General features: G+C 38.9%; 17 protein-coding genes. 13 read left to right on the top strand and 4 right to left on the bottom strand.

Features of this window, described 5'->3' with window-relative positions; genetic code table 11:
• Nucleotides 1-190: 190 nt before the first annotated feature.
• Both ACPEH5_RS11250 and ACPEH5_RS11245 read left to right on the top strand, forming a co-directional pair.
• Nucleotides 191-790, top strand: a complete 600-nt coding sequence (locus tag ACPEH5_RS11250; RefSeq protein ID WP_281110708.1) for an inovirus-type Gp2 protein — start codon at nucleotides 191-193, stop codon at nucleotides 788-790.
• A 229-nt stretch (nucleotides 791-1019) separates the two neighbouring features.
• Nucleotides 1020-1283: a helix-turn-helix transcriptional regulator gene (locus ACPEH5_RS11245; protein ID WP_281110707.1), complete on the top strand. Its 264-nt coding sequence runs from the start codon at nucleotides 1020-1022 to the stop codon at nucleotides 1281-1283.
• 25 nt (nucleotides 1284-1308) lie between these two features.
• Here the strand turns inward: ACPEH5_RS11245 and ACPEH5_RS11240 are convergent, their stop codons facing one another.
• Nucleotides 1309-1659: a DNA-binding protein gene (locus ACPEH5_RS11240; RefSeq protein WP_281110706.1), complete on the bottom strand. Its 351-nt coding sequence runs from the start codon at nucleotides 1657-1659 to the stop codon at nucleotides 1309-1311.
• Nucleotides 1660-1848: 189 nt separating this feature from the next.
• On the opposite strand from ACPEH5_RS11240, the gene ACPEH5_RS11235 reads away from it, so the two are divergent.
• From ACPEH5_RS11235 to dcm, 5 genes are all read left to right on the top strand, one after another.
• Nucleotides 1849-2073 (top strand): helix-turn-helix domain-containing protein, encoded by a 225-nt coding sequence (locus ACPEH5_RS11235; RefSeq protein ID WP_281110705.1) that lies wholly within the window; start codon nucleotides 1849-1851, stop codon nucleotides 2071-2073.
• Nucleotides 2074-2105: 32 nt separating this feature from the next.
• Nucleotides 2106-3323: a hypothetical protein gene (locus tag ACPEH5_RS11230; RefSeq protein ID WP_281110704.1), complete on the top strand. Its 1218-nt coding sequence runs from the start codon at nucleotides 2106-2108 to the stop codon at nucleotides 3321-3323.
• A gap of 68 nt (nucleotides 3324-3391) precedes the next feature.
• Complete coding sequence (locus tag ACPEH5_RS11225) at nucleotides 3392-3547, top strand: hypothetical protein (RefSeq protein WP_281110703.1); 156 nt, start codon at nucleotides 3392-3394, stop codon at nucleotides 3545-3547.
• A 783-nt stretch (nucleotides 3548-4330) separates the two neighbouring features.
• Complete coding sequence (locus ACPEH5_RS11220) at nucleotides 4331-5053, top strand: Eco47II family restriction endonuclease (protein WP_281110702.1); 723 nt, start codon at nucleotides 4331-4333, stop codon at nucleotides 5051-5053.
• Nucleotides 5054-5130: 77 nt separating this feature from the next.
• Nucleotides 5131-6405: a DNA (cytosine-5-)-methyltransferase gene (dcm, locus tag ACPEH5_RS11215; protein WP_281110701.1), complete on the top strand. Its 1275-nt coding sequence runs from the start codon at nucleotides 5131-5133 to the stop codon at nucleotides 6403-6405.
• A gap of 163 nt (nucleotides 6406-6568) precedes the next feature.
• Here the strand turns inward: dcm and tnpC are convergent, their stop codons facing one another.
• Genes tnpC through tnpA form a run of 3 tightly spaced genes read right to left on the bottom strand, consistent with a single transcriptional unit; the run spans nucleotide 6569 to nucleotide 8828 of the window.
• The gene (gene tnpC / locus ACPEH5_RS11210) at nucleotides 6569-8098 is read right to left on the bottom strand and encodes an IS66 family transposase (protein ID WP_423727039.1); all 1530 of its coding nucleotides are present in this window, start codon (nucleotides 8096-8098) and stop codon (nucleotides 6569-6571) included.
• A 59-nt stretch (nucleotides 8099-8157) separates the two neighbouring features.
• Nucleotides 8158-8511, bottom strand: a complete 354-nt coding sequence (gene tnpB, locus ACPEH5_RS11205) for an IS66 family insertion sequence element accessory protein TnpB (RefSeq protein WP_281111477.1) — start codon at nucleotides 8509-8511, stop codon at nucleotides 8158-8160.
• On the bottom strand, nucleotides 8508-8828 hold the full coding sequence (tnpA, locus tag ACPEH5_RS11200; RefSeq protein ID WP_281111476.1) for an IS66 family insertion sequence element accessory protein TnpA: 321 nt from the start codon (nucleotides 8826-8828) through the stop codon (nucleotides 8508-8510). The genes tnpB and tnpA overlap by 4 nt, the downstream gene beginning before the upstream one ends.
• 115 nt (nucleotides 8829-8943) lie before the next feature.
• Between tnpA and ACPEH5_RS11195 the strand changes: the two genes are divergently transcribed.
• The 6 genes from ACPEH5_RS11195 to ACPEH5_RS11170 all read left to right on the top strand — a co-directional run bounded on the left by ACPEH5_RS11195 (nucleotide 8944) and on the right by ACPEH5_RS11170 (nucleotide 14196).
• A protein-coding gene (locus ACPEH5_RS11195; RefSeq protein ID WP_423727037.1) for an IS3 family transposase occupies nucleotides 8944-10094 on the top strand; the annotation gives its coding sequence in 2 pieces (ribosomal slippage) (nucleotides 8944-9220 and nucleotides 9220-10094; 1152 coding nt in all).
• Nucleotides 10095-10099: 5 nt separating this feature from the next.
• Nucleotides 10100-10276: a hypothetical protein gene (locus ACPEH5_RS11190; protein WP_281111463.1), complete on the top strand. Its 177-nt coding sequence runs from the start codon at nucleotides 10100-10102 to the stop codon at nucleotides 10274-10276.
• Nucleotides 10277-10425: 149 nt separating this feature from the next.
• Entirely contained in the window at nucleotides 10426-11097 is a 672-nt protein-coding gene (locus ACPEH5_RS11185) for a heavy metal response regulator transcription factor (RefSeq protein WP_281111464.1), read from the top strand.
• Entirely contained in the window at nucleotides 11094-12461 is a 1368-nt protein-coding gene (locus tag ACPEH5_RS11180) for a heavy metal sensor histidine kinase (protein ID WP_281111465.1), read from the top strand. The genes ACPEH5_RS11185 and ACPEH5_RS11180 overlap by 4 nt, the downstream gene beginning before the upstream one ends.
• A 125-nt stretch (nucleotides 12462-12586) precedes the next feature.
• Nucleotides 12587-13594, top strand: coding sequence for a protein-methionine-sulfoxide reductase catalytic subunit MsrP (msrP, locus tag ACPEH5_RS11175; RefSeq protein ID WP_070925334.1), 1008 nt, complete (start codon nucleotides 12587-12589; stop codon nucleotides 13592-13594).
• A complete protein-coding gene (locus ACPEH5_RS11170) occupies nucleotides 13594-14196 on the top strand; it encodes a sulfite oxidase heme-binding subunit YedZ (protein ID WP_140183065.1) in 603 nt (200 codons plus the stop codon). The genes msrP and ACPEH5_RS11170 overlap by 1 nt, the downstream gene beginning before the upstream one ends.
• Nucleotides 14197-14446 lie beyond the last annotated feature (250 nt).

The raw sequence follows: 14446 nt of genomic DNA, 5'->3' as shown, positions 1-14446 counted from the left end.
CACGCCCCTAATAACCGTTACGTTAACCCTCTCACCCCTTAGGGTTAAAAATAGAAACCAACCTAGGGGCGTATTCTTCCTAACGATGCCTCAACAATGAATATAGAAAAAATCTTTATCCCATTCTGATACTGAAAAATTTACAGCTAGCACTTATCCGTTGAACCTATTTAACAACGGAGCTAACGTGATGAACTCAGTATCTCGCTATACCCCTATTCCACATTTACAACAGGCATTGTATCGACATCAATCGGATTTATTTCAACGCTATTCCAAAATACTGATGATACGTACCGACTTCCATTGGCGAGAAAAAACCGATCGTTATCGCTACGGCGATATTCACCAATTAGCCACAGACATGACCCTTCTCATGTTACGACTCTCAGAGGTCTCTGGCATCATTGGTCATGCATGGGTGATTGAAGATGGCCTAGATAGAGGGTTACATGCCCATGCAGTCATTTATGTGAATGGTCAGCAGCATCGTAAGAAATGGGCATTCTGTGAACGAATGAATCAACTCTGGAAGATAATCACTGAGGGTGAAGGCTATCTCTACCATTGCCCCGATAAACAGGACTATCAGGCATCAATTCGTTTTCCTGTGGATTATCGTCATGAGGCAGGTAGAGCAGACATGCGATACGTAGTGAATTATTTAGCCAAATCAGAACAAAAGGGAGATAAACCGGTTTACACCCTCTCAACGTTATCATCCTACAAACCAACAGGGCGTTCTCGTCACCGTAAACGCCGCTCATCCCGTTCTAAACAAACGGAGTAGAGAATATCAGTTAGATAAGTTAAACCTCGTAGAATGGCTATCGTGAGCTTTAAAGGGGGATCATGAATGTTGGTATTATAATGTTGCTTGCACGATGAACGCTCAACAACTGAAACAAACCTAATGGGAAAAAATAATTTACAGCCCCGCGTTATCGTTTGAAGGATTCATACCGCATTCATTAACCCTTTCGAATCCTTCTCCTTTTCACTTTTAGGAGAAACAAACGATGACCAGTAATACTTCAATTAACCATACAGATGACTTAGTGTTAACCAACCCACTCATTGACATGAAATTTATCACCCAATACACAGGGTTAACTGATAAATGGTTTTATAAGCTGATACAGAAAGGTGAGTTTCCCAAACCCATTAAGTTTGGACGCAGCTCACGCTGGTTTAAAAGTGAAGTCGAACAATGGCTGAATCAGCAAATCAGCGCATCAAGAGGTGAAGCGCCTATCGACTTAAAACTAAAACAAGTTGCTTAATAGCAATAATGTGGCAACGTTAGACTCATTCACGTTGTATTATCAACCACTCAATTCCTTTACGTCTTAGCGTATACAGCAGAGAAGCTTGCTCTGATTCAGATAACGAACGAAATAAGGTTAACCATTCCTGTTCTTGTACCGTTAATCCCTGCTTATTTGAAAGAAACTCAGATTGATTAAGTACAGCTTGAATTTCCGTTGAAAAATTATCGATGTGATATTCAAATGAACGGCCTCTAGCGCCAGGGACTGCTACAGCACGTTTCTTCCAATTCTCTAAACGAGCTCGTTTGTTAACCCCTTGTGGTGTTGTCGGAAAACCCGGAATATGAACAAGCTCTTTAGCGAGAAACCATTCTTTACTTATTTTCATTGTCATTCAATACCTTAATTCATGGATAACGGTCATTGGCATTGTCGAGTGTTAACTAAAGTAAAATAACATTTGATTGAATCCATGTTTCGATCTAATCTATTAACTAACATGAACAATTACCCTATGCGGTTACACTCTGGTGTAACTGCTAGGTTCTCACAATTCAATGAAAAGGAAAAGTTATCCATGCAAGAAACAGATTGGCATCGTGCCGATATTGTTGCTGCCTTACATAAGCAAGGGCTTTCATTGGCACAGTTATCTGTTGCTGCGGGGTTGTCAGCATCGACTTTACGTAATGCATTAAGAGCGCCTTATCCCCGCGCGGAACAAATCATCGCTGATGCTATTGGTGTCCCTGCGCATGAAATATGGCCTTCTCGTTATCCTCAAAAAATGAAAAAAGCGTAATGCTTACTTGATAAGACAAGACGATACAAAAAATGAAAAAAATGACTTTTTTAGCGGCTAACCTACTATTGGCAGGATGTGGTGATAACACCAACATTCAACAGGTCAAAGAGATGGTCACATTCAATGATAATACGATTACGGTCGGTAATGCCCTTGACCACCGTTCAGTATGTGAAAAGGTAAAATGGGAGACTGTCAACGATGAACGCCACCGTGATATCGTTCGCTATACTTGCCAAATATCGCCTAACGCTGCCAATCAGCTGATTACACGCAATATCAACAAATCAGAGCAGCAGGCGTGGGAGCGCCTTAGTAATGACGCACATCATTTTAATGAACAGAATAAAGAGGCTCAATTATCGAAATTTTATCTAGAAAACGGCGATAAGGGATTAAAAGAGGTGTCTGATAGTGGTATTTCCATCACATATAACCAGTTGAAAAATGAGTTATTACAGTACTTACGTAACAACTATAAAGTAGGAAATACGCAGGATACCTCAAAAGCCATTCATGATTTCGAACTGCCTAAAGAGTTCTTTAAGGACACGGAAGAGAAACAATACATTATCCAAATAAATTCCTACGGCATGCCGGTAAATCAATCAGATGAAATTGACTTAACTAAAGATACCTACGTTGTAAAGACAATCGAAACGCTACTATCCATTGAGCAACAAGCCTTAACGATTTTAGCTGGTAATAATACGGGCTTAGATACCAAAGATAACAACGGTGTGATTTGTAGTGATTTTAGTGAAAAATTTCCGTGCAATATCAATAGACGCATTAATTATGCTTTCAGTAATCTATTTTTTAAGCAAGTTCCTTATGAATTAGCAATGACGGATATTCATGAGCATATCGCAAAATATACACGTACACGCGAGGCAATGGATAAACGAGACGCCAGTTATGTTGTACTCAAAGAACGATTCCAGCAACGTATCTCTGAAATAAAACAACAATCACAGCTAACAAAATTAGAACAACGTATTGATTTTTCTATTATCAAAGAGCAGCAACCTACCGTAGCAAGTTGTGATTTTATTTTTACGTCAACGGATGGAAATACTATGACTTTTGCTCCTTCGTATTGTTTTCGTTTCGCCTACAAAGCCAATTGGGATCCCCAATTTGACAATATCATTCAATCTTACTATCAGGAATATATTCGACCTGGTCTCAACACATTTATTCAGCAAATCGACAGGGAGGCACAATCACTGTGGCGTGTTGAGTAAAAATAACCGACCGGGGAATGATCCCCTTTACGACTTGATATCGAATTGACTCAATAAAGGATAATAAAATGCCATTAATATTACTTTGGATCGGGCTCGCTTTATTATTAGGAATAGTTGCTTCAAGCGGTGGACGTTCATTTTGGGCTTGGTTTATTTTAGGGATTATTATTGACCCGATACTCGCAGGACTATTGTACTTGTTAATCGCTCGGGATGCCTAACCATGTTAAAACGTTTTTTTAAAAAGCAGTGTATTGCTATCTTTAAATGGTGGGTGATTGGACTGCTTGTTTGGTTGGTCGCGTTATATTGCTTTAAATAGGCAATATAATACCAATGTTTATTCAGACTGGATGTTATGCAGCCGTCTGTTGTAAGCCGGGAGGCAACAGACGACTTATTCTCCGATTGACTGCCAATTGACCCAAGATGAGTGACAACAAAATTGGCGACAAAAGCGAATGTTATTACCCGATCTTCATGGATGTGACCCATTATTAGGTGATCTCCATTCATGGTAATAGGCATCTGACGTTTAGTGAATCTGTTACTATTGAAAAATGCAGTTAACAGCCCCTTTTCGAATGGTAATAAATGAATAGGGGAATATCATGAACAATATTACCCGAATTATCTATACTTCAACTGTATTTTGCTGATATTCCGACTTCAAATCCATTAACTTTAATCTCGTTCATGATGTAGTACCTCTGTGAATAAAATCAGCATAAGTATGGCAAAACTTACGCAGAGGGACGTCCATTACATCGCTACACACGTTTCGCTATTAGTTAAGTACTTATTTGTTTTGCAAAAATATATGCAATCCATCACAACAGAAACACTCCTTAATGTTCATTCTATTCATGTATGTTATGCTTATTCTCTTTTAAATTTAGTATGTTATAAATTAGACTTCACAGTCTAGATATAATCAACTGAATCAATGCATTACACAATAACCTTAATTTAAACGCATTCATTATTTACAGAGAAGAACTACAATGCCTTTTCTAGCATATATATCTGATGAAGATTTAATAAAAGAAGTTAAATACCTTTTAGATAAAGCCGTAAAAAAAAGACAAGATGCTGAAAAATCATTCAATAAAAATGTTATTGATCCATTTGGTGCTCTGTTTGAAGCCTCTGACTTCAAAAGTCATGAAGAATGGCGAAATTCCGAAATGGCTAGGCAGTGTCAAAAAACCATTCAAAATCATGTGGGCACATTCCATCAAAAAATATTAGGTTATGTTGATGGTTGGAGTGATTTAGGTACTGGTGGAATTGTAGATTTAGTCAATTATGATAAGAAAATTATTGCAGAATCTAAGAATAAATATAATACCGTAACAGGTGGTAACCTTGCTGCAATGTATAAATCATTAGATGACCAAGTTTCCCCTAAACATAGTCAATTTAAGGATTTTACCGCTTATTTTGTTAATATCATTCCTAGAAAACCTGTCCGTTATAATGAGCCGTTCATTCCATCAGATAAAGGAACTGGCACTAAGTGTCCTGTAAACCCTTTGATTAGAAGTATTGATGGTGCAAGTTTTTATCACATCGTGACGGGAAGAGTGGATGCTTTAAAAGAATTACATGAAGCATTACCTAAAGTTATCGAAATAGTTTATCGACAGTATTATGGACAAAAAGATTTTGCTATTCCTGATGTCGAATTATTTATGAGCTATTTTACTGAAGCCTACGGTAAATAACCATGATCAACGTTTGACATTTAACATGACTATATATACAGTTGTAACCATGATCAAGATTATCAGGAATCACTATTATGTTACAAGATGAATTTTCTATCGCTGAAGTTGCAGACCTTTTAGGTGTTACAAAAGAGACTTTACGGCGTTGGGATTCAAGCAAAAAATTAAAATCTAAACGTAATCCTGATAATAACTATCGTTACTACGAAAAAGAGCAACTTATGCAATTTGAAGAAATTCAAGCACTTTATAAAAGTAATTGGGAAAATGAATTGCAAACTAAGCCAGTTAAAAAGTTTACTGTATTAGAGCTCTTTGCTGGTGCAGGTGGTATGGCTTTAGGTTTAGAAAAAGCTGGATTATCCGCTGTCATGTTAAATGAAATTGACAAGCATGCTTGTAATACCCTTCGTTTAAATAGACCTGATTGGAATGTTATCGAAGGTGATGTCTCTGGTATCGATTTTTCTCAATACAAAGGTCAAGTTGATGTCTTGGCGGGGGGCTTTCCTTGTCAGGCATTTTCTTATGCAGGGAAAAAAATGGGATTTGAGGATACCAGAGGAACTTTATTTTTTGAATTTGCAAGAGCGGTTCAAGAGGTACAACCTAAAATTTTATTAGCAGAAAATGTTAGAGGTTTACTAAATCACGACGATGGTAAAACCTTACAAACAATAACTAATACAATTGATGAAATTGGTTACTCATTGGTTGATCCTAAAGTACTGAAAGCTATTTTTTATCAAGTACCCCAAAAACGTGAAAGACTCATTTTGGTCGCGATTAGAAAAGACTTAGTTGATTCAATTGAATATTATTGGCCTTCGCCTTACCACAGAGTCATGACAATGCGTGATGCATTGAAGGCAGGTGAACTATTTGCAACAGATGTACCTAAATCAGATGGTCAAAAATATCCTAAAAGAAAACAAGAAATTTTATCTTTGGTACCTCAAGGAGGGTATTGGCGTGACCTCCCTGAAGAACTTCAGAAAGAATACATGCAGAAAAGTTATTATTTAGGTGGTGGAAAAACAGGTATGGCGAGGCGTTTATCTTGGGATGAACCGAGTTTAACCTTAACTTGTTCGCCTGCTCAAAAACAGACAGAACGCTGTCACCCAGAAGAAACACGACCATTAGCAGTAAGAGAATATGCTCGCATCCAAACGTTCCCTGACGATTGGGAGTTTTCGGGGCCAATGACGGCTAAATATAAGCAAATAGGTAATGCTGTGCCTGTTAATTTATCTTATGCAATTGGTCGTTCTTTAGTACGCGCACTTAATAACTTAGAACAGAAAGAACCCATTGCTCTCCATGATCAAGCACTTCTTTCTGCATAGACTCTAGCTATCATCAAAAATATAATATTGAGGTGGCTATTCAAATTAAGCCACCAGCTTAGAATATTTAACATAATCATTAAAGTGTATTAATTCAGACTTGATCTGATAGGTCTCTTAGGTAGAACGTAAGCGCCCCATGATCCCACGGAGCGCTTTAGTTTTAATGTAAGAAGTTCCAGGGAAGAAGTGAGTTGATATCTGGCTCTGACTTCGCCAGCTCTTTCATACATTTCACCAGGTAATCGTAGAGGATTAGCCCGTTAGCTTTTGCTGTCTCGATGATGCTGTACAGCAGCGCACTGGCATCGGCACCATGTGCATTATTAGCAAAAAGCCAGTTTTTTCTGCCAATGACCAACGATTTGATGGCGCGTTCCGCACGGTTGTTGTCGATAGATAAATGCCCATCTTCAACATAGCGTATCAACTTAGGCCACTGACCCAAGGTGTATTTGATGGCTTTACCAAGCGGACTCGATTCGATGACTTTCTGTGAGGTTAACCAGTCATAAAGTTCATAGAGCATCGGTTTGGCTTTCGATTGCCTCTCAGACCAACGTTCTTCTACCGAAGCGTATTTTAATCGAGATTCAAGGGCGTACAACTTTTGGATTTTCGCTAATGCCACGTCGACTTTACCCGATTTACCTTTACCCTGAAGCTTCTTCGCCTCCATGAACTTACGACGTGCATGCGCGAAGCAACCCACATTGCTCACTCGCGTTAATCCATCATAAGCACCGTAGCCATCACTTTGCAGATAGCCCGCGTAATCACCCAAGAAGCCCACTGGACAAGCTCTCGCGCGACTATTTTGATAGTCGAATAAGACGATATTCTTCATGTCTGAGCGTGTAGCTTCGGGGGAGTCGGCTCCTGAGCAGTACAACCACATGTAACATTGCTTGTCTTCCTTAAGCACATTGAGCGGCGTTTCATCGGCTTGAACCACTACTTGCTCAAGCAAGTGCGTTTTCAGCGCTTTATACAGAGGTTTGAACTTCTCGCTCACCTGGATCACCCACCTTGCCATCGTAGTTCTCGACAACTCAATACCCGATTGAGTGAACAAGGTTTCCTGACGATACAGCGGAAGGGCATACTGATATTTCCCCAGAATGATATTGGTCAGTAGGCTTTCGGTGGCGAAGCTTTTCGGGATGAGACTCTCTGGCGCAGGCTGTTGGTGAATAGGGCTTGTCTCAGCGGTTTGTTCACATTGACGACAAGCATATTTCGGGCGTACATATTCCAACACTTTTAATTCCGCGGGCGTGAACGCTAACTTTTCACTGCGGTCTTCACCGATTTTGTGGAGCGTATGTTGACAGCAAGGGCATTGCTTATCGTGCTCATCAAGGTCAAGAACAACGATTTCACGCGGTAAGTTTTTAGGCAACGGTTGGCGTTTACCGCGGCGTTTTGTGACCGTCGTCGTGGTCGTCACAACGTCCTCTTCTTTAGCGGCTTCCCATTCAGCCTCATTAAAGAGATCACCTTGCGCTTCATTATAAGGCGTCAACGCTTCTGAGCGTTTAGCGAACTGACGCTCAAGAGCAAGCTTGAACTGTTCAATGAGGGATTGGCGCTCTTGCTGCCACGCCATTTTCTCCGACACTAAGGTTTTCACCATCGCTTGAAGTTCGGCAATGTTTTGGCTTTCTGGATTAATATCGGGCGTCTTTTTCATGGCATTCATGATACTAAAAACACCACGCCAAGGCTTGGCATAACTGACTTTTATCGTGATTAACCCATTGTAAAACCGTCTATTTTTATCGGTTTATGGCCGATTATGGTGAAGCCAGATAACAGCCTATCTAAGTCAAATTGAGTCAGGATGTACACCTGTTTTTTCTCTTGAGTAGGCCATTTGAATTTAGCTTTTTCCAGCCGTTTATACCACAGGGCGAAGCCCGTTTTGTCCCAATACAACACTTTGATTTTGTCACGCTGTTTATTAGTAAACAGGAATAACGCTCCTGTGCCTAAGGGTAAATCGGTTTCAGCCTCAATAATGGCCGCCAGACCATTGATGGACTTTCTAAAATCCACGAATTCCCGATACAGGTAAACATTCGGGGCTCTCAACATTCTGTTCATGACAGCGCCACGATTAATTCAGCTAAGTAAACCGCAGGGGTTTCCTGAGGAATGCTAAGTTTAACGTGATTAATGAAGAGTGTCATGCTGGCAACGGGAGCGTGAGTCATTGAGGTGCGTGTTGTTTTTTCAACGACTTCGGCTTTGATGAAGCCACCTGTTTGAGATTGCCCTGTGCCCAACAACTGTTGACGTTTGGCATAAAACGTAGAAGGGTTAAGGTCATTAAGCTTGCAAAATGTGCGCTTTGGCAGCGAACTCGATTCAGATTGCTCGATAAGTCGTTGCCATTCTTGGTTGGTGAGCCGCTTTCTCATTTCAAATCTCCTTGAGGTTGGAGAGTTGATCTTAGGACGTACCGAGATTAATTAGAATGTGGGGTTTATGACGCGCTTACAATAATGGAATATAATCCAATTATTGAGGTGTTAAATGAAAAAACGAACAAACAAGTTTTATACTACTGAGTTTAAGCAAGAAGCGGTCGCATTAGTCACCGAACAAGGTTATAGCGTCCCAAAAGCGGCAGCTTCATTAGGGATCACCGATAAATTACTTTATAACTGGAAAGCAAAATTCGACGCTGAACAATCCGGTAGCAGCTTGAATGCCGATGAGAGAGCTGAGCTATTAAGGCTTCGAAAAGAAAATAAAGAACTTAGGATGGAGAAAGAGATCCTAAAAAAAGCCAGCGCCCTCCTGCTAAAGGAAACCAAGTAGCGTTTAAAACGATTAAGCAATTATCTTCACAGTTTCCCGTGCTGAAGCTCTGCAAGTTAATGAAAATAAGTCGTTCTGCCTACTATTCTTGGCTTAAACGCCCAGCAAAATTGATCACCGCAGAACAACTTAGCCTGTACCGCAGAGCCAAAGCTATCTTTGAACAGAGTCGAAATAGCTTAGGTTATAGAACGTTACGTAAACGGTTATGCAAAGAGGGCTTTAGCGTGAGTGCTTATGGCGTTCAAAAGCTAATGGCTCAGCTTGGCCTAGTCGTCACTCAGCGCGTTGCTTACAAAGTCACCACAAAACGCAAACACAGTGATGCCGTAGCCGATAATTTGCTCAATCAAAATTTTAATCCTCACGCACCTAACGAAGTGTGGGCGGGTGATGTGACCTATTTAAAAACAGGGGAAGGCTGGATGTATTTAGCCATCGTGATGGACTTATACTCACGCCGTATTGTGGGTTGGCACATCGATAAACGAATGACGGCAGATTTAGTCAGTAAAGCCTTGATGAAAGCGTATAACTTACGCCAGCCCGAAAACGGCTTAGTCTTTCATAGTGATAGAGGCTCTCAATATACGAGTAAGCGATATCGCCGCTTGCTAACAAGCTATGGCATTAGGGCAAGCATGGGTGATGTTGGAGCCTGTTGGGATAACGCCGTTGTAGAACGATTTTTTGGCAGTTTAAAACACGATTGGGTACTGAAAATCCCACAGCCGACTCGGAAACAGATGAAAGAAGATGTTATCGCATATATGCGCTATTACAACCTAGAAAGGCTTCATACTGCCAACGGTGATCTGCCCCCAATTGAGTATGAACAAAATTCCTTAAGAAAAGTGTCCTGATTTAGTTGCGCAGAACAATTTTTAATGCTACGGATCAACTTGATCTTTATGTTAATGGTGAGCAGCGCCAATTAACGCTATTTGAAACTGCATTGGTTGAAAATGATGGAAAGTCATTGCAATACGTTATTGGTTCTCAAACAGCACATGACTTTTGTCTTATTGAGTTATTTATTCGGTAGTTTACATGTCATCTGAGCTATTTGCTGCTATTTACAAATAGTGGCGATATCTTATGTTTCGCAATGGGAATCTAATTAATTTAAGATAAGTTGTTAGTTTCGTTTTTGCTCTTCAGGTAAATTAGTGTTCACAGTAACTTGGGGGTGGCATGAAGATACTATTGATTGAAGATCATATTAAAACCCAAAGTTGGGTTAAAAAAGGATTAGAAGAAGCGGGTTTTGTTGTTGATATTGCATCAGACGGCAGAGATGGCCTCTATTTTGCGCTTGAAAACGATTATCAGTTGGTAATATTAGATATTATGCTACCGGGGATGAATGGCTGGGATATTTTAAAAATATTACGTACTTCTAAATCGGTGCCTGTAATTTGTTTAACGGCAAGGGATGCGGTTGATGACAGGGTTAAAGGGCTTGAATTAGGTGCTAATGATTATTTGGTTAAACCTTTTTCTTTTTCTGAATTATTAGCAAGGGTTAAAAATCAACTTAAAGTTAACCAACATTCTTCGACTCATATCGAATTAGCTGATTTAAAAATAGATCTTACTCGCCATGATGTTGAGCGTGGAGGAAATAAGATTATTTTGACTCGCCAAGAGTATTCATTATTACTTTTCTTTGTCTTGCATACTGATGAAATATTACCAAGAACGCTGATTGCGAGTGAGGTATGGGGAATCGATTTTGAAAGCGATACAAATATCATTGATGTTGCTATCAGGCGATTAAGAAAAAAAATTGATGATGATTATGACGTTAAATTAATAGAAACCATCCGTGGTATGGGATATCGATGTAATAGGCCAAGTGTATGAAGAAAAAATCACTCCGCTTTCAGCTCATTCTTTCTTTTATTTTACTTATGATTGTCAATGCAGGATTGGTGACTTGGGTACTTTATCATTCCTTGAAAAATGAATTGATCGAGCGAGATTATAACTTACTTATCAATCGTACAGATCAATTGGCAAAGTTGATCGCAAGCGGTATAGATATCAAAACACTACCTATGTATTTCCAGCGCATGATGGATATGAGACAAGACATTATCCAAATAAAAAATGCTGAAAATCAGATCATTGTTGCGACAAATGCTGATATGTTGACTTCAGGCCATCTAAAATTAGTACAGTTAGAGACTCTTGATTCAAATAATATTTCTCATTGGCGAACATCTTCAGGGATCCCTATTTCCGCCGTAAATTTTAATATTGATGCACCGATGGGGCGTTTGAATATCGTATTAGCTAAGGCATCAGTGGATCGTGATAGTGTGTTAGCTAAGTATTTGACACAAAGTTTAGTGATCTCATTGATCTCAATTATTTTAATGGGGCTATTAAGTCTTTGGTTAATTAAAAAAGGGCTACGTGATATACAGTTCCTTAGTCAAACAACGGCCAATACCGATCTTCAGTCATTAAATCATTCAATCGAAATCGCACTGCTTCCGAAGGAGTTAAAAGAGCTCGGGGAATCACTTAACATTATGCGGTCAAGATTGAAGGGAGATTTTGTTAAGTTAACTCAGCTTGCTGATGATCTCGCTCATGAGCTTAGAACACCCATTAATGCTATTCGGGTGCAAAATGAAATTGTTCTTCAGCGCTCACGCAGTGTTAGTGAATATGAATCGGTGATTGCCAGTAATATTGAAGAGTTAGATAAATTAGCACAGATAATTCAAAGTATTTTGTTTATCGCTCGTGCGGAAAATAGAAATATTGCACTAAAACGAGAAGTACTGCCGCTGTTTGATCTGGTTAATGAAGTTTATGAGCTATTTTCTGTTTACGCTGAAGAAAAAAATATTGTTTTGTTATGTCATCCATCAAAACTAAGTCTTAATGCAGATCGCGTGTTGTTGGTTCGAGTATTAATAAATGTCATTTCGAATGCAGTTAAATATGCTCAGCCTCATACTCAGGTAATCACTAATATCTCAGCAAAGCACAATACGCTATCTATTAGTATTGTGAATCATGGCGAAGTGCTGCCAGATAGCGAAGAAATTTTTACACGTTTTTGGCGAGGAGATAATTCACGAACTTCTGAAGGTAGCGGGTTAGGGCTATCAATTGTTAAAGCGATTATTGAGTTGCATGGTGGCTGCGTCGCTTTTAGGCATCAGGCAGGGCAAAGTACGCTCATTTTGAATTTTCCTTATGATAATGATTAAGATGACAAATTTGTCATCTTAATGTCAGTGTTTTCTCTTTTTCTTCAGGTATAACAGGCATGATATAGAAAGAACATGTTTTCTTTTTAAACCACGGCCCATGTTTTTGAGTAATGGAGAGCACCATGAAAAAACGAGATAAAATTTCTTCGTCACAAATTACCCCTGAATCTGTATTTTTTATGAAACGTAGAAAACTACTTAAATTGTTAGGGGTTGGAGTGTCGGGAATTGCATTATCATCCGCAGTTAAAGCGGATTTATTTTCATGGTTTAGTGATGACAAATCTACGGTTCCGCAGGTAGATAGAAAGGTCTTAACATTTATTCAACCTGAAGAATATCAATCATCCTTGATATTGACACCAGAAGATAAAGTGACTGGTTATAATAATTTCTATGAGTTTGGATTGAATAAATCAGATCCTGCTGAATATGCACATACGATGAAAACAGATGAATGGACGGTGACTGTTGAAGGAGAAGTGAACCGACCAATGACGTTAAATCTAGATGATATTCAAAATAAATTCACTTTAGAAGAACGTATTTACCGTATGCGTTGTGTTGAGGCTTGGTCGATGGTGATCCCTTGGGTTGGTTTTCCATTAGCGAAGTTATTAGCACTTGCTGAGCCAACAAGTCATGCGAAGTATGTTGCGTTTGAAACACGTTATGCACCCGAAGAAATGCCCGGTCAAAAAAGTCGTTTTATTGGCGGTGGATTAGATTACCCTTATGTTGAAGGCTTACGCATTGATGAGGCGATGAATCCACTGACATTATTAGCAACTGGAGTGTATGGAAAATCATTACCAAATCAAAATGGTGCTCCTATTCGTCTGGTTGTGCCATGGAAATATGGATTCAAAGGTATTAAATCAATTGTAAAAATTCGTTTAACTAGCGATATTCCGCCAACAACATGGAATCTTTCTGCACCAAGTGAATATGGATTTTATGCAAATGTAAATCCACAGGTAAACCACCCACGTTGGTCTCAAGCAACTGAACGTTTTATTGGTTCAGGTGGCTTTGGACAAGTAAATCGGCAGCCAACATTATTGTTCAATGGGTATGGTGAGCAGGTCGCTGATCTCTATAAAGGGATGGATCTACGGAGATATTTTTAATGCTGACAGAAAATCGTGCAGCTGTTTTGATCACTAAAGTTATTGCTCATACTGCGGCGTTATTGCCTTTATTATGGTTGGTTTATGCAATAAATAGTCAGGCTTTAGGAGCTGAACCTACGAAAGATATTCAACATTTTACAGGGCTCATTGCATTGCGCTTATTGATTACGGTTGCACTGATCCCTATATTGGCTCATTTTTTGCGATTTAATACGCTTTTTCAGACACGTAAATTACTTGGATTATGGTGTTTTGTTTGGGCTCTATTGCATTTATGCAGTTATTTATTACTAGAGATTGGCTGGAATAATCTGTCATTGTTTTTCTCTGAAGTTTTTTCACATTTATATTTAGTAATAGGCGCTGTATGTTGGTTGAGCTTATTTATAATGGCGATAAGTTCATTTGGCTGTATTCGATCACGACTAGGGATGTGGTGGAAAAGGATCCATTATTTGCTTTATCCAACATTATTAATGATTATTTTCCACTATGTTTTATCGATGAAAACAATGACGCCAGAGCCTATTTTATATGCTATTTTGACTATGGCTGCCATTGCTTATCGATATAAAAATTTAATAGTAAAGCATAAATAACGATTGATATTGCGTTATTTTTTGAAAGTATAGGTGTTTAGTAATGATTTTTATTACTATTTTTGTTAAGTTTTATGGCCTAATTTAATAATGATAGTACCCATTATCTCTATTAAGCTCTTTATTCAACATGAAAATAAAATCATTAAGATTTAGGTCATGTATTCAATCCGGTGATTAACCTGTAATATAGGGTAATTTATCGGAGAATATTCATGGCTAAAGTCGATGTAAGGTGCCCATTTTGTCA

Source organism: Providencia sp. NPDC089933 (assembly GCF_049545585.1).
GTDB classification, from domain to species: Bacteria; Pseudomonadota; Gammaproteobacteria; order Enterobacterales; family Enterobacteriaceae; genus Providencia; species Providencia huashanensis.
The sequence above is the reverse complement of the archived record's forward strand: the minus strand, read 5'-3'. Positions and strand labels throughout refer to the sequence as shown.